Annotated in this window: 21 protein-coding genes; 12 read left to right on the forward strand and 9 right to left on the reverse strand. The window is 30.8% G+C overall.

Annotated features, from left to right (window positions below; genetic code table 11):
• Positions 1–99: 99 nt before the first annotated feature.
• The 7 genes from AMN80_RS01020 (at position 100) to alaS (ending at position 7,567) form a co-directional block, all read left to right on the forward strand.
• The gene (locus AMN80_RS01020) at positions 100–618 is read left to right on the forward strand and encodes a hypothetical protein (RefSeq protein WP_075520171.1); all 519 of its coding nucleotides are present in this window, start codon (positions 100–102) and stop codon (positions 616–618) included.
• The gene (locus tag AMN80_RS01025) at positions 618–986 is read left to right on the forward strand and encodes a GFA family protein (protein WP_075520172.1); all 369 of its coding nucleotides are present in this window, start codon (positions 618–620) and stop codon (positions 984–986) included. The genes AMN80_RS01020 and AMN80_RS01025 overlap by 1 nt, the downstream gene beginning before the upstream one ends.
• Before the next feature lie 2 nt (positions 987–988).
• Positions 989–1,360, forward strand: coding sequence for a GFA family protein (locus AMN80_RS01030; protein ID WP_075520173.1), 372 nt, complete (start codon positions 989–991; stop codon positions 1,358–1,360).
• The gene (locus AMN80_RS01035) at positions 1,360–2,289 is read left to right on the forward strand and encodes a uridine kinase (protein ID WP_075520174.1); all 930 of its coding nucleotides are present in this window, start codon (positions 1,360–1,362) and stop codon (positions 2,287–2,289) included. Before AMN80_RS01030 ends, AMN80_RS01035 begins: the two co-directional genes overlap by 1 nt.
• Positions 2,282–3,583, forward strand: coding sequence for a TolC family outer membrane protein (locus AMN80_RS01040; protein ID WP_075520175.1), 1,302 nt, complete (start codon positions 2,282–2,284; stop codon positions 3,581–3,583). The genes AMN80_RS01035 and AMN80_RS01040 overlap by 8 nt, the downstream gene beginning before the upstream one ends.
• Positions 3,584–3,678: 95 nt before the next feature.
• Positions 3,679–4,803, forward strand: a complete 1,125-nt coding sequence (gene recA / locus AMN80_RS01045; protein WP_075520176.1) for a recombinase RecA — start codon at positions 3,679–3,681, stop codon at positions 4,801–4,803.
• Between the two features lie 97 nt (positions 4,804–4,900).
• A complete protein-coding gene (alaS, locus tag AMN80_RS01050; RefSeq protein WP_075520177.1) occupies positions 4,901–7,567 on the forward strand; it encodes an alanine--tRNA ligase in 2,667 nt (888 codons plus the stop codon).
• A 20-nt stretch (positions 7,568–7,587) separates the two neighbouring features.
• Here the strand turns inward: alaS and AMN80_RS01055 are convergent, their stop codons facing one another.
• Complete coding sequence (locus AMN80_RS01055; RefSeq protein ID WP_075520178.1) at positions 7,588–7,881, reverse strand: hypothetical protein; 294 nt, start codon at positions 7,879–7,881, stop codon at positions 7,588–7,590.
• On the reverse strand, positions 7,878–9,167 hold the full coding sequence (locus AMN80_RS01060) for a GAF domain-containing SpoIIE family protein phosphatase (RefSeq protein ID WP_082256524.1): 1,290 nt from the start codon (positions 9,165–9,167) through the stop codon (positions 7,878–7,880). The genes AMN80_RS01055 and AMN80_RS01060 overlap by 4 nt, the downstream gene beginning before the upstream one ends.
• Before the next feature lie 165 nt (positions 9,168–9,332).
• Here AMN80_RS01060 and AMN80_RS01065 point away from each other — a divergent pair, with 165 nt between their 5' ends.
• Genes AMN80_RS01065 through AMN80_RS01085 form a run of 5 tightly spaced genes read left to right on the forward strand, consistent with a single transcriptional unit; the run spans position 9,333 to position 12,030 of the window.
• Positions 9,333–10,094, forward strand: coding sequence for a prepilin peptidase (locus tag AMN80_RS01065; RefSeq protein ID WP_256997969.1), 762 nt, complete (start codon positions 9,333–9,335; stop codon positions 10,092–10,094).
• A 4-nt stretch (positions 10,095–10,098) separates the two neighbouring features.
• Entirely contained in the window at positions 10,099–10,728 is a 630-nt protein-coding gene (locus AMN80_RS01070; RefSeq protein WP_082256525.1) for an arylesterase, read from the forward strand.
• Between the two features lie 8 nt (positions 10,729–10,736).
• Positions 10,737–11,237 carry a type IV pilin protein gene (locus AMN80_RS05655; RefSeq protein WP_082256526.1) on the forward strand — a complete coding sequence of 167 codons (501 nt, stop codon included), beginning with the start codon at positions 10,737–10,739 and terminating at the stop codon, positions 11,235–11,237.
• Positions 11,238–11,239: 2 nt separating this feature from the next.
• Entirely contained in the window at positions 11,240–11,785 is a 546-nt protein-coding gene (locus AMN80_RS05660; protein ID WP_082256527.1) for a type II secretion system protein, read from the forward strand.
• An 8-nt stretch (positions 11,786–11,793) separates the two neighbouring features.
• A complete protein-coding gene (locus AMN80_RS01085; protein ID WP_075520179.1) occupies positions 11,794–12,030 on the forward strand; it encodes a hypothetical protein in 237 nt (78 codons plus the stop codon).
• Here the strand turns inward: AMN80_RS01085 and AMN80_RS01090 are convergent.
• From AMN80_RS01090 to AMN80_RS01120, 7 genes are all read right to left on the reverse strand, one after another.
• Positions 12,027–16,109, reverse strand: coding sequence for a PilC/PilY family type IV pilus protein (locus AMN80_RS01090; protein WP_075520180.1), 4,083 nt, complete (start codon positions 16,107–16,109; stop codon positions 12,027–12,029). The genes AMN80_RS01085 and AMN80_RS01090 overlap by 4 nt on opposite strands.
• A complete protein-coding gene (locus AMN80_RS01095; RefSeq protein ID WP_075520181.1) occupies positions 16,106–16,639 on the reverse strand; it encodes a hypothetical protein in 534 nt (177 codons plus the stop codon). Before AMN80_RS01095 ends, AMN80_RS01090 begins: the two co-directional genes overlap by 4 nt.
• Before the next feature lie 73 nt (positions 16,640–16,712).
• Entirely contained in the window at positions 16,713–17,417 is a 705-nt protein-coding gene (locus AMN80_RS01100) for a PilX N-terminal domain-containing pilus assembly protein (RefSeq protein ID WP_075520182.1), read from the reverse strand.
• Positions 17,414–18,259, reverse strand: a complete 846-nt coding sequence (locus AMN80_RS01105) for a PilW family protein (RefSeq protein ID WP_075520183.1) — start codon at positions 18,257–18,259, stop codon at positions 17,414–17,416. Before AMN80_RS01105 ends, AMN80_RS01100 begins: the two co-directional genes overlap by 4 nt.
• Entirely contained in the window at positions 18,259–18,855 is a 597-nt protein-coding gene (locus AMN80_RS01110) for a type IV pilus modification PilV family protein (protein ID WP_075520184.1), read from the reverse strand. Before AMN80_RS01110 ends, AMN80_RS01105 begins: the two co-directional genes overlap by 1 nt.
• Positions 18,830–19,492, reverse strand: coding sequence for a pilus assembly FimT family protein (locus tag AMN80_RS01115; RefSeq protein WP_075520185.1), 663 nt, complete (start codon positions 19,490–19,492; stop codon positions 18,830–18,832). Before AMN80_RS01115 ends, AMN80_RS01110 begins: the two co-directional genes overlap by 26 nt.
• Positions 19,470–20,486, reverse strand: coding sequence for a type IV pilus twitching motility protein PilT (locus tag AMN80_RS01120; RefSeq protein ID WP_075520186.1), 1,017 nt, complete (start codon positions 20,484–20,486; stop codon positions 19,470–19,472). The genes AMN80_RS01115 and AMN80_RS01120 overlap by 23 nt, the downstream gene beginning before the upstream one ends.
• Positions 20,487–20,562: the final 76 nt, after the last annotated feature.

Below are 20,562 nucleotides of genomic sequence, written 5' to 3' on the forward strand. Positions count from 1 at the left end.
TTTTGTTCTTTTAATATTTATAGCCTAATAATTAAATGTAGTCAAATAGGTTGTATTTTGAGTCTGAAATTGAATCAAAAGTGAATCAAAAGGTGAACATTGAAACTAGATATTGTTGTGTTGTGGATAACTTTTACAATAGGTAGACTGAATGAAATGAGAAAATTTTTAGGAGTAATATTTTTAAGCTGTTTTTTTTTCTTAAATGCTAGCTCAGAAACTATTTTTTATGGATGCATAGGAAAGACACAAGCTGAGAAAGTAAAGCACGGTCTAAATTTTGATAAAATGATAATGACACATTGGAATGATCAAAAGGTTAATTATCCAATTACGAAAATAGAAGGATCTTATGTTTGGGTAGAAGAAAGAGATGACGTGGGAGGAATGTTTCCTAATAGTAGAATAATAAATTATTTTGATAAATCTGAAAATACGTTAAACAAATTTTTTTATGGGATAAGTTATGAAGAAAGAGATTTATTAAGATCAAAAATTGAGTCAGGAAAAGATAAATATTGGAGCGAAGATGGATCAAAGTTTATTGAATATCAAGTAAAAATATTACAAGAAAATTTTAAATCTCAATTTGAATTTAAATTAACATGTAAAAAATAATGAAAAAACTAACCTGTCATTGTGGATTAATAGAAATTGAGATTGATATAAAAGATAATTTTGAAGATTTATACAGATGTAATTGTTCAATGTGCATTAGGAAAGGAGCAATTACTGCAATTGTAAACAAAGAAGATTTAAAAGTAGTTAAAGGTATGAATAAATTAAAATGTTATCAATTCAAAACAAAGGTAGCAAAACATTATTTTTGCTCTAATTGTGGAATTCAAACTCATAATCTAAGAAGAAGAGATCCAAATACATATGGTATTAATGTTGCGTGCATCAATGACATATCTACAAAAGAGCTGTTTGATTTTAAAGTAAGAATAAATGATGGAAAAAATCACATAATGGATAGACAATAATTATGAAAAAAAAATTAACATGTCACTGCGGAGAATTTGAAGCAGAAGTGACAATACCTGAAAATGGTATTGAAAAAGTTATGAGATGTAATTGTACTTTATGTAAAAGAAAAGGTTATGTGATTGGAGTTTTAGGTGAAAATGACTTTAAAATTATAAAAGGTGAGAAATTATTAAAACTTTATCAGTACTATACTAAAGCTGCAAAACATTATTTCTGTTCAATATGTGGAATTCATACGCACAATAGACCAAGAATAAATCCTAAAATATTTGGTATTAATCTTGCATGTGTTGAAGGTATAGATCCGTTTCAATTAAAAAATATTGGACTTAATGATGGAGAAAACCATCCACTAGATCAAAAGAAGTAATGATTAATCATTTAGATTGTTATCAAAAGGTAAAGAAAAAGTGTTTTAAATTTATCAATTTACAGGAAACTAAAAAAGAAAAATTTAAGAATAAAGAAAAAATGATTAAAAGTTTTCTAATTCCAATTTGTTTTTGGATTAATAAACATAAACCACAAAATAAAACATTTATTATAGGACTTGCTGGTGGTCAAGGAACTGGAAAGACTACGATATCTTCTTTAATAAGATTAATATTGACAACTTATTTTAAATTAAACGTATTCAAAGTCTCTATTGATGATTTTTACAGAACTAGAAAAGAAAGAATAAAATTATCAAAATCAAAACATCCCTTACTTTTAACAAGAGGTGTACCAGGAACACATGATGTTGACATGATGAACAAACTTTTTTCTAATGTAAAAAAAAAGACATTTAATAGTATGATGATACCAAAGTTTGACAAATCAATTGATGATCGGTGTAATAAAAAACTTTGGTATAAGATAAAAAAAAAACCTGATGTATTGATTTTAGAGGGATGGTGTGTTGGGGCAAAACCAGAGAAAAGAAATACATTAAATAAGCCATTAAACAAGTTAGAGAAAAATTTAGATAGTAAAAAAAAGTGGAGATTGTACGTTAATAATCAATTGAAAAGTAAATACTCCAAGTTATTTGATCAAATACATATTTTATTATATTTAAAGGCTAAAAATTTTAATGTGCTCAAACGTTGGAGAATTAAACAAGAAAAAAAACTTAAATTAAAAAATAAAACAAAAAAAAATAATAAAGTTATGAATAATTCAGAAGTTTTAAACTTTATGATGACTTACCAAAGAATTACACAAAATATGTTTAAAATTGCGCCAAAACATTCCTCTATTATTATTGACTTAAATGATAGGCATCAAATAAAAAGAGTAAAATTTAAAAATGCATAAAAAAATATTAATAATTTTGTTTTCTTTCTTAATTTTCAGTCAATCGAATGCTGATGACTTAATGAAAGCATTATCAGATGCATATTATAAAAATCCAGAACTTAACGCTGAAAGAGAAAATATTTTAGTTTCTAAAGAAGATCTTAAAATATCTAGGAGTGAATTTTTACCATCCATCACAATCACAGGATCTAAAAGTGATCAAACTACAGATAAATTAACTGATAGATCTGGAAATGAAACTGCTATTACCGATGTAAATACTGAAACCCAAAAAATTACAATAGAGCAAACATTATTTAAAGGACTTGGTGGAAAAGCTGATCTAGATAAAAGCAAAATTGGAATAGTTTTAGCAGAAGCAAATTTATTAAAGAAAGAACAAGAAATTATCTTAACAGCAGCAGAGGCTTATAGCGGTCTTACATTTGCAAAAAAAAAGTTAGATATTAATAAAGAAAATCTAAGTTTGCTTGAGAGACAAGTTGAGACAGATCAAAATAGATTAGAAAATGGATTAATAACTCTTGCTGATTTAGCTCAATCAGAGTCTTCTCTTGCAGGCGCAGAGGCTCAATTCATTAATTCAAAAAACGATTTAATAACCGCAAAATTAACTTATGAAAAAATTATTGGCCCTTTAGAAGATATAGATTTAATTAATGGTAGTATAAATTTAGATTTTAATATTCCTGAAAGTTTAAATAAAGCTATTGAAATATCCATTGGTAATAATCCAGATTTAATAATTGCAAAATTAGAATATGAGCAATCACAACAAGATGTTAAAATAGCAATAGCTGAATTTTCACCAACCGCTAAATTATCAGCTGAATCTACTAAATCTAATGATTTAAGTTCGACGGTAGATGAGAGAGATCAAGAAACTCTTAAAGCAGAAATAACTTGGCCATTGTTCAAAGGTGGAAAAAATTCGGCCTCTTTAGAAAGAAGTAAAAGATTAAATAATAGAAAAAAACTTCTTTTAGATAATGCACTTAGAACAAATGAAACAAATGTTGCGAGCGCATGGTCTAGTTTTCAATCATCTGAGAGCGCTTTAAAATCTGTTAGATCTCAAGTTAATGCAGCAGAAATTGCAAATGAAGGTATAACAGTTGAATATGAGACAGGTCTTGGAAGAACCACCTTAGATGTTATTCAATCAAATACTATCTTACTTACATCTAAAATTAATCTTGCTAATTCAGAGAGAAACTTTTTCTTATCTCAGCTGGAACTATTAAAGTCTGTTGGACTTTTGAACGCTAAATATCTCAAAATTGTTAAGTAAAAGGCTATTATTTTTAATTCTTGCTAATGAGAACAAAATGTGTACATTTATACGTATGATTCGTATGTTAAAAAACACAAAAAAAGAGGCAAAATATGAGTAAAAATAACTTAAAAGTAGTTAAATCAGCAAAAGATAAAGATTTGGAAAACAAAGAGAAAAATAAAGCTTTAGAAGCAGCTATTAGCCAGATTACAGATAACTTTGGAAAAGGCTCTGTAATGAAGCTTGGCCAAAAAAAAGCAATGGATATAGAGTCTATTTCTACAGGCTCACTAAGCTTGGATTTAGCACTAGGCATTGGTGGATTACCGAAAGGAAGAATTGTTGAAATTTATGGTCCAGAGTCTTCTGGAAAAACAACACTTGCTCTTCAAGTAATCGCAGAAGCTCAAAAATCTGGTGGAATATGTGCATTTGTTGATGCAGAGCATGCTTTAGACCCAGTATATGCAAAAAAATTAGGTGTAAATACAGAGGAATTATTAATTTCTCAACCTGATGCTGGTGAGCAAGCACTAGAGATAGCAGATACACTTGTTAAATCAGGTTCTATTTCTGTAATAGTTATCGACTCAGTTGCAGCATTAACACCAAAAGCTGAAATTGAAGGGGATATGGGAGACCATCACGTAGGTCTTCAATCAAGATTAATGAGTCAGGCTTTAAGAAAATTAACTAGTTCAATATCAAACACAAATACAATGATGATTTTCATTAACCAAATCAGAATGAAAATAGGTGTTATGTTTGGAAGTCCTGAAACTACATCAGGTGGAAATGCATTAAAATTCTACTCATCTGTAAGAATGGATATTAGAAGAATTGGTGCAATAAAAGATAAAGATGTAATCATTGGTAACTCTACAAGAGTTAAGGTTGTTAAAAATAAAGTATCACCGCCATTTAAAGTAGTTGAATTTGATCTAATGTATGGAAAAGGAATTAGCAAAGTAGGTGAATTGATTGACCTTGGTGTTAAAGCAGAAATTGTAGAAAAATCTGGAGCTTGGTATGCATACAAAGGTGAAAAAATTGGTCAAGGTAGAGAGAATGCTAAAATTTACCTAGAACAAAATCCAAATGTTGCTGCTGAAATAGAGATGGCAATTAGAGAAAAAGCAGGTGTGATCACTAAAAAAATAGAAGGTAATCCACTTGATCAGGAGAAAGTAAAAGCAAATCAAAAAGAAGAAGAAGCTCCTGCAAAAAAGAATTAGCTAAATAGTCATTATTAGTCATAAAAGGCGTCCAATGGGACGCCTTTTTTCCCTTTAACATTATAGACATCATTTAAAAAAGCTGTATTTTAAAAATATGGCTCAAAAAACCTTAAATGAAATAAGAAATACTTTTCTCAAATATTTTGAGAAAAATGACCACACAATTGTTGAGTCTAGTAATCTTGTGCCTAATAACGATCCAACTTTGATGTTTGCAAACTCTGGGATGGTTCAATTTAAAAATGTTTTTACAGGTTTAGAAAAAAGAGACTATAAAAGAGCGACTACTTCACAAAAATGTGTAAGAGCTGGTGGCAAACATAATGATTTAGAAAATGTTGGTTATACTCCAAGGCATCATACATTCTTTGAGATGTTAGGAAATTTTTCTTTCGGAGATTATTTTAAAGAAAAAGCAATTTATCTTGCATGGAATTTAATAACAAAAGATTTTGGATTAGATAAAAATAGGCTTTATTTCACAGTTTTCAATGAAGATGATGAGGCTTTTAATCTTTGGAAAAAAATTACAGGTTTTAGTGATGATAGAATAATAAAAATACATACGTCAGATAATTTTTGGTCGATGGGAGAAACTGGACCTTGTGGCCCCTGTTCAGAAATTTTTTATGATCATGGAGATCATTTGAAAGGTGGTTTACCTGGCACTAAAGATCAAGATGGTGATAGGTATATTGAAATTTGGAATTTAGTATTCATGCAATTTGAGCAAGTTACTAAAGATAAAAGAATTAATTTACCAAAACCATCGGTTGATACAGGTATGGGCCTAGAAAGAATAGCAGCTCTGCTCCAAGGCACACATGATAATTATGAAACAGATCATTTTAAAAAAATTATAAGTTCTATCTCTGAGGAGTTAAAAGTTAAACCTGATAAAAATAACTTATCGAGTTTTAGAGTGATTGCAGATCACTTAAGAGCAAGTTCTTTTTTATTAGCAGAGGGAGTTTTACCATCTAATGAGGGTAGAGGTTATGTTTTAAGGAGAATTATGAGAAGAGGTATGAGGCATAGTCATTTGCTTGGATCTAAGAAGCCTATTTTTTTTAATATATTTAAAACATTAATGGATGAAATGTCAGGCAATTATCCAGAATTAAAAAGAGCAAACTCACTAATTAAAGAGACTTTAAGAATGGAGGAAGAGAAGTTTTTAGTTTTACTTGATAGAGGAATAAAGATTTTGGAGGAAGAAATCAAGAAAGTCGACAAAAAATTATCAGGTGAAGTAGCATTTAAACTTTATGATACTTATGGCTTTCCACTAGATCTAACAGAAGATATTTTAAAAAATAAATCACTAACACTAGACCATAAAAAATTTGATAGTTTAATGAAACAAAGTAAGGAGCTTGCAAAAAAAAATTGGAAAGGTTCAGGTGATAAATCTATAGAGGAAATTTGGTTTACTATTAAAGATAAAACAGAACCAACTGAATTTTTAGGTTACGAAACAAATACATCTGAGGGAGTAATTAAATTTATTATAAAAGATAACAAAGAAGCCAATTCACTCTCAGAAGGTGAAGAAGGATATATAGTTTTAAACCAAACTCCTTTTTATGGTGAGTCAGGTGGACAGCTTAGTGATACCGGGACTATTAAATGTGGTGATAACAATTTTGTCGTAAGCGATGTACAAAAAAAGTTTGGAGATTTGTTCATCCATTTTGGCAAAATAAAAAAAGGTAAGCTTAATATAAATGACAGTGTTGAACTAAATATAGACTTTGAGCGTAGAAAAAGTATTAGAGCATACCACTCCGCAACACATCTCCTACATGAGTCCTTAAGACGAACTTTAGGTAAGCATGTAATGCAAAAAGGATCTCTCGTTGCACCTGATAGACTTAGATTTGATTTTAGTCATATGAAATCTATATCTGAAAGTGAATTAGATAAGATTAATAATATTGTTAATCAGATTGTTGATAATAAAAGCGAGGTCATTACAAGATTAATGACACCTAAACAGGGCATGGAACACGGTGCTTTAGCCTTATTTGGAGAAAAATATGGAGAAGAAGTAAGAGTAGTGTTTATGGGCGAAGAAGGTAACAAATATTTTTCAACAGAATTATGTGGAGGAACACATGTAAGAAATACCAGTGAAATTGGAAAATTCAAAGTTGTAAGTCAATCTGCGATAGCAGCAGGCGTTAGACGTGTAGAAGCTTTAAGAGATATTCAATTGGATAAATACTTACAAGAGAAAGAAAAGAATATAAATTTGTCTACTCAAAAAGATGAGGAAAACATTAATAATTTATTAAATAAAATCAAAAAATTAGGAGGCGAAGTTAAAATAACTTCAGATGACAAAAAATTAGTTATTAAAGAGCTTACAAGAAAATTAGATCAATTAAATATTAAAACAGTCCTTGAGGATAAATCAAAAAATATAGTTCAAGATTTTGAGATCAATAAAGTAAAGGTAAGGTTTCAAAAAGTAAGTAATTTATCGCCAAAGGATTTAAGAAAATTAGTCGACGAAGGTAAAAATTTTTTACAAAAAGGCATTGTCGTAGTTTCTGCACATAAAGATAATAAGGTAGGTTTAGCAGTAGGAATTACAGAAAATTTAACTAATAAGTATGATGCCGTCAAACTTGCTAAAGTAGGATCTGAAATTATTGGTGGAAAGGGCGGTGGTGGTAGAAAAGATTTCGCCCAATCAGGAGGAAATTTGGTCAATAAAATTGACGATGCATTTAATGAGATAAAAGGTCTTATTTAAATAAAAAATAATTATATAAACTAGTTTTTATCACCTTTAATATCGGTGGTAAGTTGTTGGTAAACCATAACTGTAATAGCTCTAATATTTTTCTCTAATCTATTTATGTCGAAACTAAAATTTGCATCATTGCAATTTAGTTCATGAAAATAATAAGTATTAGTATAGCCCAAAGTTGGTTTTATTTCATCGCTTATTATTTTTAAAGCTCGGGTTTTCTTATCTATTGTAAAATTATAACGACAAACACTAGTAGTAGCCCATTGAAGTATTAAGCCAATAACAATACCAATCGTTAAAATTATTTTGGTCATTTTGAATCAACCACTAAAATAGTTAAATCATCTTTTTGAATTTTGCCTGAGTTAATTATGTCATCAATAATAATTTTCAGTCTTTCATTATTTGGTTTTTCTTGATATTTTTTTATATAGTCTTTAAATCCGTCTGAACCCAACATTTCACCTTTAGGATCTTTAATTTCTGTTATGCCATCTGTGAAAATATACATTGAGCTTTTATCAAATCCTATTGTAGCTTCTTTATATTTCGTTTTAGCCATTATTCCAAGAGGCGGCCCTGCCTCTTCAAATGTATCAAAACTTCCATCTTTTTTTAAAATTAGCGGCGGCTCATGTCCTGCACTTGATAATTTTAACTCTTTTTTGTTGCTGTCGTAAATACCAACCAACATAGTAACAAACATTCCTCTAGAAATTGTTTCACATATTTCATTATTAAGAAGCATTAATAATTCAGATGTTGAAAACATTGTTTTACTTAAACATCTATAAAGACTAGAAGCCTTGGACATCAATAAAGATGATTTAATTCCTTTTCCAGATACATCAGCTACTCCAAATCCATATCTACCTTCACCAAGATCAGAAAAGTTATAAAAATCTCCAGACACAACTTTAGCTGGTATGTTTATCCCTGCTATTGGAAAATCTTCTTTTTTATTTTGAGATAATAATGATCTTTGAATTTCTCCAACTATTTCCACTTCTTTTTGAATCTTATTTTTCTCAATCATTTCTTTAGCCATTTTAGCATTTCTAATTGCTAAAGCTGCTGGAGCAGATAGTGTTTCTAATAACTTTCTATCGTCCTCAATAAATAATTTATCGTTGGTTTTTTTGTTTAAGCAATGTATTACGCCTATACAATCGTTTGCAGCTATAAGAGGTGAGCATAAGACTGAATAAGTTGTAAAATTTGTTTTATTATCTAAATCAAAATAAAATTCTGCAATTTCTCTTACATCCTTTCTAACATTTCCCACTCTCACACATTTTCTACTTTGCACAGCCTTGCCCATTACTCCATCTTTTAAATCTAGTTCATATTCATCAAGATAATTTTGATGCAATGAGGCAATACATTCAAATTTTTTTTTTTTATCATTAATCAAAAATATATTTGCAGCCTCGGCATTTATTCTTGCAATGATTACTTGTAGCGCAGTCTTCAAGGTATCATTTAAATCAAGAGAGACCGCAAACTCTTGATTCATTTTAGTGACAATCTCCAAATCTACATTTACTTGCAGATTCTTATCTGTTTCATTTTTTTCTTGTTTTTTTGATTTAAAAAACATTTATTATACTAGCATTTTAAACAGTTTTTGGTAAATTCTACAACAATGGAAATTATAATAAATACACCAAATCTTTACATTCATCTTCAAGATGCAATGCTTGTTATACAATACGTTATAGACGGATTGATCCATATTACTTCAAACATAGAACTTTAAAAACGTGTGGACATACTATTTGTAATAATCCTAGGTGCACTCTGGGGTAGTTTTGCAAATGTATGTATTTTTAGATTACCAAATGAGGGTAATGTTGTTTCAGGAAGATCATTTTGCCCTAAATGCAAACAAAAAATTGTTTGGTATGACAATATACCAATTATCTCTTATATTATTTTAAAGGGAAAATGTAGAAATTGTGACTATAGAATTGCTTTTCAATATCTTGTAGTTGAAATTTTAAGCTTAATATCGTTTACATTAATATATTATCTATTTGGAATTTCGTTAACAACCCTATTTTTTTGGATTTTATTTTTATCTTTTTTAATAATTTTTTTTATAGATCTTAAACACTATATAATACCAAATGTAATAACGTTCCCCCTAATGGCTTTGGGCTTTTTAAAATCTTTTGATCCAAATTTAAGCTATCTTTTTCCAAATTATGTAAATTCATTAATTGGCGGTGCATTAGGTTACGGAATCATTTTTTCGATAATTTATTTTTATAAACAGATTAGAAAAAAAGAGGGGATGGGCTTAGGTGATGCAAAACTATTTGCTGTCATAGGATTTTGGTTTGGCTGGATATCAATTCCATTTATTGTTTTTCTATCATCCTTGATAGCATTAGTTTCTGTAATTCCAAGTTTGATAAATAAATCAAAGCAAATGTCATCTGAAATTCCTTTTGGCCCATATATTATTATCGCAACAGTAATATTTATTTTTTTTAAAGAGAGCTTTACTAATTTTCTTTTATAGTTTAATGAAAATTAAAATTCGTCTTTACTTATTTTTTTTTTTAATAGTTTTATTTAACGGTTGCAGTGAAAAACAACCTAAAGAAATAGAAAAAATCGTATTACTTGGTGATAGTTTAATGAGTGGATACGGCCTGTCTAGTGAAAAACATTTAGATAAAATTTTACAGAAAGATTTAAACTTAAGTGGATATAAGATCACAATTATAAATAAAAGTGTATCAGGCGATACTTCATCTGATGGTCTAGCTAGATTAGATAAAATACTAGAAATAAAAGATACTGACTTAATAATTTTAGGTCTAGGAGCAAATGACATGTTACAAGGCGTTGCTCCTCAAAAAACTAAAAAAAATTTACAAGAAATAATTACCAATATAAAAAATGAGAACATAGAGATACTCCTCGCAGGCATGAAAGCGACAACATCAAGAGGTTTAAGCTATAAAAAAAAATTTGATGAAATTTACCCGGAGTTATCAAAAAATAATGATATATTTTTTTTTCCATTTTTGTTAAAAGATGTAGCTTTAAATCCAGATTTTAATCAATCTGATGGTATTCACCCAAATTTTAATGGAGTTAAAATTATTTCAATCAATTTAAAAAAAAGTATAGTAGAATTAATAAAATAAAATTTTACATGAAACACAAAGGTTTCACATTAATAGAACTTCTAGTCGTAGTAGCTATCATTGGTATCCTAGCTGCTGTAGGTGTAGTTGCTTATAATGGGTATACTGCTAGCGCTAAAAAGAAAACGATGGAAAGTAATTCTAAAACGATTCAAAAATATGCAATGGCTGAAATTGCAAAATGTCAGATGGGCACAAATCTTACCGAGGGACCAACAATAAGCAAACATATAACTTCATGTTCAACTGGAGGTGCTGGAAATTTAAACAGCAATGTTTGGGCACAGTATTTTATAGATGTTTTTCAAAGCAAAATAAAAAACCCTTATGGCTCATCAAGTAATCCAAGTGGTCTATTAAATAGCGGCCCTACTAGAAATGCAGGAGAAATAGTTTTAGTTGGATGGAACCAATGCAAAACCGATCCGTGTTTTTTGATAAGAGCGTCTTATGACGAGAATGGTTCAAAAAAAGACTTACCTGACCTTCAAGTACCCACTGGATTTTAAATATGAAGCGTTCGGGCTTCACACTCATAGAGCTTTTAGTCGTTGTAGCAATCATTGGTATTTTAGCTGCAGTAGGAGTAGTTGCTTATAATGGGTATACGGCTAGTGCTAAGAAAAATACATTACAAACTAATTTTAAAAATTTAGAAAAAAAAATTGCTATATCAGCAACAGGTTGTTTTAGTGGAGTGGAAGTAAAATTCGGCCCATATCTTGATGGCAGATCTCCTAATAGTCATACTTGTAATACACCAAGTTTTTCTGGAAATATGTTAAATGCAGATTCAATTACATATAAACTTTATTTGGAAATTTACGGAACAAAAAATCCTATGGACGACTCTGTCGCTGGAGCAGCATGGAGTAATGGAAGATGTCCACCAGCAAATGTACCACCAGGTCAAATAGCCTTAGGTTATGCCCACAAAAATAATACATGTGGAATGGCAGGCAATATGTCCTGTGTGAGAGTAAACTTAGGTGATACAGATGGAGATGGTAAGGACGACTTTTTATCTAAAGAATATAATTTTTGTGAATATAAATAACAAAATAAATGGATCATTTTCTATATTTTAATATTTTAATTTCAGCATTAAATATCTTTATAATAGTTTACGCTTTTTCTTATAATTTTTTTCCAAAAAAGTGGAGAAATAAAGTTAAACAAGGAACAATTATTGGATTAGCTTTAATCTTTGTTACGATGATTACTATGTTTTCTTGGGTAATTTATTTTTATTATTTAATTTTTAAACCTTTAGAAAATTTAAATTTTTTAGCTCTAATTTAGAAGTTTTCTTTCCAAGAATTTCTGTAAGATGAAGCAGCTCCTTGACCAGCTTGAATCTGAACTAAATCTTTTTTATTTCCTGCAGATTGACCTGCAATATTAGCAAATAATTTATCTGCAAAAACTACAATTTTTGATAAAACACCTTGACCAACATAATAGCACGCTTCACCTTTTCTTATAGTTCCTAATTGACTAGAATTGTTACTTCCACATTCATCATCAGCTTGGCAAATGTAAGCATTTCCTAAACTACACTTATTAACTGACTGTGTAGGTTCGTATATAGGAAAATAAGCAAAACCTTTGTAAACAGTTGGTTCTGCAGTAACTTTAGAAGCATTATCTAAAACGATATACCATCCTCTATGTTTATCTTCTACTTGACATGTAGTTGGCATATCATTTGTCGTATTTCTGCATTTAGTTATATCATCTGCTGTTGCTGCTTTACCCACATCTCTAAATTGAGGATAAAATTCGTCTTTTATTCCTATTAAGTAATTAGATGTTCCAGCTGAAGTGTCATTTATTCTATTAAAGTCACCAGTTCCTGCATAGACCCATAATGAATTTGTCGATCTACCAATAGTAGCATCCATTGGATGGAACATGTACCTTCCATTAGTTTTGTTTGATCCAGCAGTAAATAAAGTTGTTTGGTCGAATATTTTAATTTGATTTCCAGCACCATCGTCGCTCATGTTTGTTAAATTAAATTTTGTAATTTTACCCTCTAAATCACTTAGATATAAAAGACCACCAGAGTAAGTAACTCCCCTAGCTGTATCAGGAGTTATCAATACTGGAGAAGCTGGGGTTGAATTAACAATATCACTTGAGGCCAGGTCTGTGATTTCTACTCTTTTATAAAGACTTCCAGGATTTGTAAAATCTTCAAGATTAACAATTGTTAAATTTGATCCAATACCCTCAAACTGAGTACCATATCCGCCACCCATTGCAGCTACATAAATATCATCTAAAATATCATTGTCACCTGCACCATTGTTTGGAATTCTAAAAATTCTTGGATCTGACCATGTCTCACCAAGAAGACTGTAGTCATACTCTGGATGAGTAGTCACACCAGTATTTTTAGAGCCAGCTTTAATACTGACACCAAGTATTGAGCTCGTATTGCTGTCACCTGTATCTGCAGAATAAGTTATGTCATCAGCAAAGTTTAAAACTGTCTCACCATTTGCATCTTTTGTAACAGTAAAATTTGTGTAATTCTTGTCGTTAAATAAAACTTTTATATCGTTTTTTGTAATATCCCTTACAGGAAACGTCCATGATTTACCTTTGTAACATGAGGTAGTAAGTTCTCCATTACCATCTCTAGTATCTTGACATGTGTTAGATATACTGCTGTTTTGAGAAAATTTATCTGTAACTTCTAAAGCCTCTGCAAAACTAGCTAAAGAATATGATCGTGCAATATATTTATAAAGATGCGTATTTTCGTTATGATCTATTCTGTAAACAGTACTGTTAATATTGTCATTATATATTGACATTAAGTGTAAAGGTTTTTCAGGATCTGTTACATCAAGAACAGAAAAACCAGCTCCACCTCTACCGTAAGGTACCATTAATATAGTGTGCCATTTTTTGATTTTATCTAAAGGACTTTTAAAGAACATATCATGCACTACAAGAGAGCCATCAACTCCAAAAACTGCATTTGTTCCACCTTTTGTTTTATTTAGCGATCTATTCATAACAAGCGGAAGGTTCGGAGCAACTAAAGGCGGCACAAATCCCCATAACTCTTTTCCTGTTTTAGAGTCGAAGGCATGAAGTATTCCACTATTAGAGCCTGCGTAGATTACTTCTTTTCTATCTCTATTATTTGTAGCAAAATTAGGATAGTTATTATAACTTCTAAAATAAGCTTCCTGGTTATTCCCTGTAAATGCTGTATCTGCGCCTGGCGGACCAACTACTACAAGCTGCGAATGATAAATGTCACCTAAAGGATTGTCTCTAGTTTCAGTTAAGTTACAATCACCATCATAATCGAAATAGTCTTTACCTCTTATAAATTCTATTAAACCTTCCTGATCGTCTGAATTACCATCTATAACTCCAGCTTCGTTCGCACATCTATTATTTGTCGTGTCACTATCATTATGAAAATCGACAATAGCATTTTTATATAAACTAAACAAAGCACCAATATCTGCAGCATTGGCTTTAGTAAAATTGTTATAGCCAGATTTGTAGTTTGTTCCAGGAATTCCAACACTCCAAATTTTTCTTTTATCTGGCTCTGGCATTTCCTCAACAGCAGACCAATTACCACTATCATTTTCATCTAGGTTTCCATTTGAGTCAATGGCTGTTCTTGTAATAGTTCCTGCCCACTCTTTATTTTGTCTGTAATCAAATTGTGCTTGAAATAGTGATCCTGAAGACTCTATCGTTGCTGTGATCGCAGGAGCTGTAAATGATAATTTTTGAGCTATAATTTGTGAAATTGCCGCTTTAAGTTCTGATTTTAACTGAGCGGCTGTTTTAGCAACTATTGCTGCATCTGTTCCACCTTCTTTTGCAAGTTGATTAAAATTTCTTAAACCAGAAGCTGATATTCCTGTTCCAAAAGCAACAGCAAAAGTTTTTACAGGATGTTTTTGTATTCGAAGACTTTTTGCTGCATTCTTTGCGTTATTATGGTTATACCAGTCTCCGTCTCCGATTACCATGGCATAACTATTTTGACATGGTGAGTTTTTATCTATTGGGCTAAATCTGCCATGATTATAATATTGTTGTGCTATTCTCATAAAAGCCATTGCATCTGTTCCGCCACCAGGGTTTACACCGCTAATAATTTGATTAATTCTTGCAGCTCCACCTTTATGAACTCTAACTTTTAAACAATTGTATCTGTTACATGGACTTGCATTTCCTGTTGTTATGTTTCCACTCCAATTATTAAATCCAGATGAGCCATGCGCCCAATAAGCAAATCCAAAGTTAACACCTGAAGTTAAAGATGCATCAGTTACGATCGATTTGATAGCCTCGTGAGCTGCCTGCATTCTTGTTTGTGGTGCACCACCGAAATTTTTCAACCAATTTCCATTCATATCAAAAGATTGAACAGTTGCTTTATTTAGTCCTGTTGTAATAATTCTGCTATTAGTTTTATCTACTGAAATTCCCCAAGGATAATAAAAGTAAGTAGCACTATTCGTTGAAGTTGCAGTGCTTCTTGATCCTTTTCTCCATGCTTCACTATTTTGACCGTAAGTAATTTTTCTAATGTAGCTTTGTCCCCAACTTAAATGGTAAAGTACACTTTCATTGTTTGGATCAACTGTTAATCCACCAAAATCATTACCGTAAAAATAACTTTTGTTGCCAGCACTAATGCTCGGACAACCGTTATTGTCAAATTGCCATCTATATATTCTACTGTTCCTGTAAGAATACATGTAACTAAAGTTTTTATCAGCCGCACCTACCATGTAAGCATATCTTAATTGGTTATTTACATTACAGTTTCTTGATCTATCTCTATCAATATCATAAAGATAATAACCTCGACTTGTTCCAACTCCTATAAACCTTCCCTGAGGGTTCTGAAATAATGCAAGGTTATAAGGATAGGCACTTCCAAGATTTATAAAACCTAAGCACGCCCCATCAGACTCTCTTATTTTGACTATTCTTCTGTTTGACCAACTAATTGCATAAAGAACTCCACCTGCAGATTCAATACTATATGGATAATAAGTCTGACAATTTCCTTTATGGGCTGTACCATTTACTCCCCAACTTGAGTCAACCTTAGCGTTTGCATATTCTAATTTCTTAATTCCATATGATGAATATTGTGCAACATATAAATTACCGTTTGCATCCGTTGTAGTATCGTAAGGCAAACTTATTCCAGAAGATCCTCCGCTCATTCGCCAACCCATACTTCCAGACTTATCTAATAATATTAAAACGTTAGCTGGCACATCCCCAATACCAGTTCCAGGAGGTAATGCTTTTCCAAAAACTACACTAAAAGAAATTAAATAGAAAAATAATGAAGTAATTATAACTTTAAAATTTTTCATTGTGATTTGTCCAGTCCTAATTCAAAATTATTAATATGTTCTGCTAAAATTTGATCGTATTTCTTAGTAGATAAATATAATTGCTCATCTATTTTATTTTCTTCACCCAAAAACCTCTGGTAAACTACAAATTCATCTGACTTTTCAAAAATATGAAAACCCGTAAACGAGTCTGGATTTTGAGTAGTATCAAAATCACCATATACCTTTTTAGTATATTTCATTAGGGTTAATTTTTTTGAAATATTGTTATTTTCATCATTTAATGCAACAAAATTTATAGCAACAAGAATATTATTAACAAATCTATATTCGATCATAATTCCTTCATCTAATCCTTCACCAGGACAAATATCTTTTGCAAAAAAAGGATATATGTTCATTCCTGGATAACGATATGGAGGTGGAGGACCATACTCTTTTTCCATTTTTGATAAATTATCACCGATATCATATATAACGTTGCATTTCGCGTGTGCTGCAGCAGATATTAAAAGACTTATTAATATAATTTTTAATCTTAAAAACATGAAATTTTAATAATTATAGACGAATATTTAAATATTTTAAAATAAATTTTTCAGTATAAATAAATATTTTTGACTATCTTGGAAAAACTATTGTGCTTTCCAATGAAACTACCATGTTCTCGCTGTCCATATTAAGGCCGCATCCGTACACTCTGTAAGCCATTCCGCTTTGTCCAGCATCTGACTGGGTTTTTTTTACACTTCCACCGTATCCTTTAAAGGGAACAGCGCCAATTCTAAAGATAAAAAATTCGTAATAATAATCATATAAATCTTCTGCCTCCTCCTTTTCACTTTTGCTGGCATTAGTTTTAAAACTATCTCTTAGCAATTTTCCAAAATTCCAGCTTTGTGCAGTAACTACTCCTTTGTTATCTAAATTTTTTTTGTCTAAGTCATGAAAACTGTTGTAACACACATCCCTCGTATTTTTATAACTACCAAAGGTCTTGTCGTAATTTGCAAGTGTCATTGCGCCCGAAAAACCTGACCCCCCTGTGCTTTTACCACCTTGGTTTTCAGGTAATTTTCTTAAACTTAAATCTCTCTTTTTAGATTTAGAATTCCATGGACCCAAAAAATAATTTTTTAAATAATTTTCTCCCTCTATAATTGCTGTTTCCGCTACGTAAAATGTTTGCTGGTAATCATCACTATAATTATTACTTTGATGATCACCTGAAGAAATCACAATTAAAGCACCACCCATCAAAGACATTACAAGAAGCAAAACAAGTGAAAGTACTAACGCAAACCCTTTTTCATTTCTATTTTTCATTCTAATCCTACATTTCTGGCATAAGCCGTTACAGTTAAAGTCTCTCTTAAAAATCGATCATTAAATCTTGTAAGATTTCTAGATGAATCTGTTAGAGCAAAAATTGTTTTTTTTTTGTTGTCGTTATAAAACGGATTTTTTGATCTTACCGCTAATGCGATATCTACAGTTTTAATGTCATATAATTTTTTTTTGTTAGAATTTGTTGGTGATGGTGGTGGTTTAAGAAGATTTCCATTTGCATCAATTGCGTTAAAAATCATATCTTGAACATACCCTTCAATAAATTGTTCTGGGTAAGTTCTCTCATCTAATTTACTGCTATTTGGATATGTGTCTGTAGCAGGATTATCCCAAGTATTTTTTGTCTTACTCCATTTAACTTTAGTTTTGAAAACTGAAAATGCATCAATATTATTATTAGTTAATTTATCTTTTACAGTTGAAGGTTTACAATAATAAGAAACTTTGTATCTTATAAATGTATACCTTTTATTTACATCAGTTTCATTGGGCTTATATTCTACATCACCATAAACAATATCAATTTTATCACAATCTCTAAGCTTGTTTGAAGTTTTAGAAATTAATATTGGGGGATCTGAAACTTTCAAGTCATCTCCATAATACTTAAAACCTGCCATACGAATATCTCTCACCAACATATTAAGTACTGTTCTACCGGTTTGACTCACTTTTGCTTTATCTGTAACTTTTTGAAAAGAGTTATTAACAGCAGTGTAAGAAGCATACATTGCGGCCATCATAATTGATGAAATCACTATACCAATTAATATTTCGACTAAAGTAACTCCCAGAATAGATTTTTTATTTTTTTTCATTATGGTTTAATATCTACGTGTACAGGAAAATAAATGAATTTATCTTTTTCACCATTATTTAAAAAAATTTGAAATTTAGCTATATACATTTTGTCAAAAACTTTGTCATTTTTGAACCTGCATCCTGAAGGGCATATATCAAATACTTTCAAAAATTTCTTTTCTTTGGTACCTGTACCATCTTTTCTACATTTAAGCCTTCTTTCAGAAAATCGATTATTCCATTTGTCTAATTTTTTATCTATAATATTAGTATAATTTGAGTTTAAATTTGCACCTGCTGAACAACTATTCGAACCCCAAGACTGCTTATCACCAGTGCTGTTATCTTGTTTGCTATTATTAACTAAAATATCAACAAACTTTTGACTTGATTTTTCTGCTTGAGAATTTCCTAATAGGTCCTCAGCAACCATACTAACTAAGTAAGTACTCTTAGTTCTCTCTCCTGATACATCAATTGATTGAACTGAATAATTGACCATTTGAAAAACAGCGATAAAACCAATGCCAACTATTACTGTGGAGATTAAACCTTCTATAAGTGTTATCCCCTTTTCAAAAAATCTTTTACTGTCTTGACCAAGTTTTTCCATTAAATTTATACCTTGTTACATTACCAAATCTTGACCATTCCACCAAGTATGCAGGTTGTTCCAGATCTGGCGAAGATGTTGGACATTTATTACTATTTTTAGCGGCAATACTTGTTTTACAAAAAATTACATATTGATTTGAAGTTCTACCTTCCAAAGTAACATTTTTATTTGCTAAATTTTTATATGAGTAATAAGAACCGTCTTGTGAAAAACATACAGCCGCTTCTACAGGTAACGGGCTATAATGTGCCGCACCTTCACCCTCATAGTAATCTATATATTCAGATGTTCCATTAATTTTAGAATAATAATTATTACCTGTTTTACATTGAGGTAATTTTCCAGAATTCAAAGTTTCAGAAAGTTTTTTTTTAGTGAATCCTCTTGTGTGAAAAATAATTCTACCATTTTTTTGGGACATATAAAATGATATAAAAGGGTAGCTTCCTCTTTGAGCTTGTGTTGTCGCTGAATTAATCATCGCAGAGGCTTTTTCAGCTAACACTCTTATTTTACGATCAGTATTCCAATCTAGAAAGTTTGGAATTCCAACTGCGGATACGATTCCAACAATCGTAATTACAACTAACAATTCCAAAAGTGTAAAACCTTTAATGTTCTGATCTTGCTGCACCTGGATCTATCTTACCTGACTTTGCTAATTCTTCCAAAGATTTTTCCATGGTAATCATGCCATCTCTTACCGCAGTCTGCATAATGCTTGGTATTTGATGTATTTTAGCTTCTCGTATTAAGTTTTGAATTGGAGATGTACATTTCATAACTTCAAATGCACCAACTCTTCCAGCACCATCTCTTGTCTTAAGGAGTCTTTGGGTAATTACCATCTTTAAAGATGTTGATATCTGTGCTCTTATTTGTTCTTGTTGTTCAGGTGGAAATACATCTATAATTCTATTAATTGTACTAGGTGCACCGCTAGTGTGCAGAGTTCCAAAAACTAAGTGACCTGTTTCGGCTGCAGTCAGAGCTAAACTGATAGTCTCTAAATCTCTCATCTCTCCAACCAAAATTACATCAGGGTCTTCTCTTAATGCTGCTTTAAGCGCTGCTGCAAATGTTTTAGTTTGCTTACCAACTTCTCTATGAGAAACTATACTTCTATTATCTTTATGTATAAATTCAACAGGGTCTTCAACAGTAATAATATTTGCATTTCTTGTTTTATTAATTTCATTTATGATAGCGGCTAAGGTCGTTGACTTACCAGATCCAGTTGGACCGGTAACAAGCACCAAGCCTTTATGAAAATCAACTACATCATATAAAGATTGAGGTAAATTAAATTGATCCATGTTTGGAATTTGACTTTCAACTCTTCTAAGCACTGCTGCTGTCCCATTAATTGTTTTATAAAAGTTAGCTCTAAATCTTAAACCACTTAGCATAACAGCAGAGTCTAACTCGTGAGTTTTATCAAATCTTTCAATTTCTACTTCATTACAATTCATTGACATTAAATCTTTTAAATCTTGAGCTTTAATTGGGACGTCTTTAACTACTACAATTTCACCAGTTTGACGATATGCAAGTGGTGAACCAGTTCTAATATGGAAATCAGAAATTTTTTTATTATTTTTTGCAAGATCCTCGAGTTTTTCAAACATTTTAAATTTATTTTTCCTATATAGCCTTTTTAAGCCTAAAAACGCAAAATTTCCAATGATTATTCTGGGTCTAATT

Origin of the sequence: Candidatus Pelagibacter communis (genome assembly GCF_001179985.1) — a bacterium.
GTDB classification, from domain to species: domain Bacteria; phylum Pseudomonadota; class Alphaproteobacteria; order Pelagibacterales; family Pelagibacteraceae; genus Pelagibacter; species Pelagibacter ubique_J.

What these genes read in the sequence shown, in the direction of transcription:
- AMN80_RS05660 (WP_082256527.1), top strand. Translation starts at nt 11,240, where the DNA reads ATGAAGCGTTCGGGCTTCACACTCATAGAGCTTTTAGTCGTTGTAGCA.
- AMN80_RS01120 (WP_075520186.1), bottom strand. Translation starts at nt 20,486, where the DNA reads ATGTTTGAAAAACTCGAGGATCTTGCAAAAAATAATAAAAAAATTTCT.
- AMN80_RS01055 (WP_075520178.1), bottom strand. Translation starts at nt 7,881, where the DNA reads ATGACCAAAATAATTTTAACGATTGGTATTGTTATTGGCTTAATACTT.
- recA (WP_075520176.1), top strand. Translation starts at nt 3,679, where the DNA reads ATGAGTAAAAATAACTTAAAAGTAGTTAAATCAGCAAAAGATAAAGAT.
- AMN80_RS01070 (WP_082256525.1), top strand. Translation starts at nt 10,099, where the DNA reads ATGAAAATTAAAATTCGTCTTTACTTATTTTTTTTTTTAATAGTTTTA.
- alaS (WP_075520177.1), top strand. Translation starts at nt 4,901, where the DNA reads ATGGCTCAAAAAACCTTAAATGAAATAAGAAATACTTTTCTCAAATAT.
- AMN80_RS01035 (WP_075520174.1), top strand. Translation starts at nt 1,360, where the DNA reads ATGATTAATCATTTAGATTGTTATCAAAAGGTAAAGAAAAAGTGTTTT.
- AMN80_RS01100 (WP_075520182.1), bottom strand. Translation starts at nt 17,417, where the DNA reads ATGAAAAATAGAAATGAAAAAGGGTTTGCGTTAGTACTTTCACTTGTT.
- AMN80_RS01085 (WP_075520179.1), top strand. Translation starts at nt 11,794, where the DNA reads ATGGATCATTTTCTATATTTTAATATTTTAATTTCAGCATTAAATATC.
- AMN80_RS01060 (WP_082256524.1), bottom strand. Translation starts at nt 9,167, where the DNA reads ATGTTTTTTAAATCAAAAAAACAAGAAAAAAATGAAACAGATAAGAAT.
- AMN80_RS01090 (WP_075520180.1), bottom strand. Translation starts at nt 16,109, where the DNA reads ATGAAAAATTTTAAAGTTATAATTACTTCATTATTTTTCTATTTAATT.
- AMN80_RS01110 (WP_075520184.1), bottom strand. Translation starts at nt 18,855, where the DNA reads ATGGAAAAACTTGGTCAAGACAGTAAAAGATTTTTTGAAAAGGGGATA.
- AMN80_RS01105 (WP_075520183.1), bottom strand. Translation starts at nt 18,259, where the DNA reads ATGAAAAAAAATAAAAAATCTATTCTGGGAGTTACTTTAGTCGAAATA.
- AMN80_RS01030 (WP_075520173.1), top strand. Translation starts at nt 989, where the DNA reads ATGAAAAAAAAATTAACATGTCACTGCGGAGAATTTGAAGCAGAAGTG.
- AMN80_RS01040 (WP_075520175.1), top strand. Translation starts at nt 2,282, where the DNA reads ATGCATAAAAAAATATTAATAATTTTGTTTTCTTTCTTAATTTTCAGT.
- AMN80_RS01025 (WP_075520172.1), top strand. Translation starts at nt 618, where the DNA reads ATGAAAAAACTAACCTGTCATTGTGGATTAATAGAAATTGAGATTGAT.
- AMN80_RS05655 (WP_082256526.1), top strand. Translation starts at nt 10,737, where the DNA reads ATGAAACACAAAGGTTTCACATTAATAGAACTTCTAGTCGTAGTAGCT.
- AMN80_RS01095 (WP_075520181.1), bottom strand. Translation starts at nt 16,639, where the DNA reads ATGTTTTTAAGATTAAAAATTATATTAATAAGTCTTTTAATATCTGCT.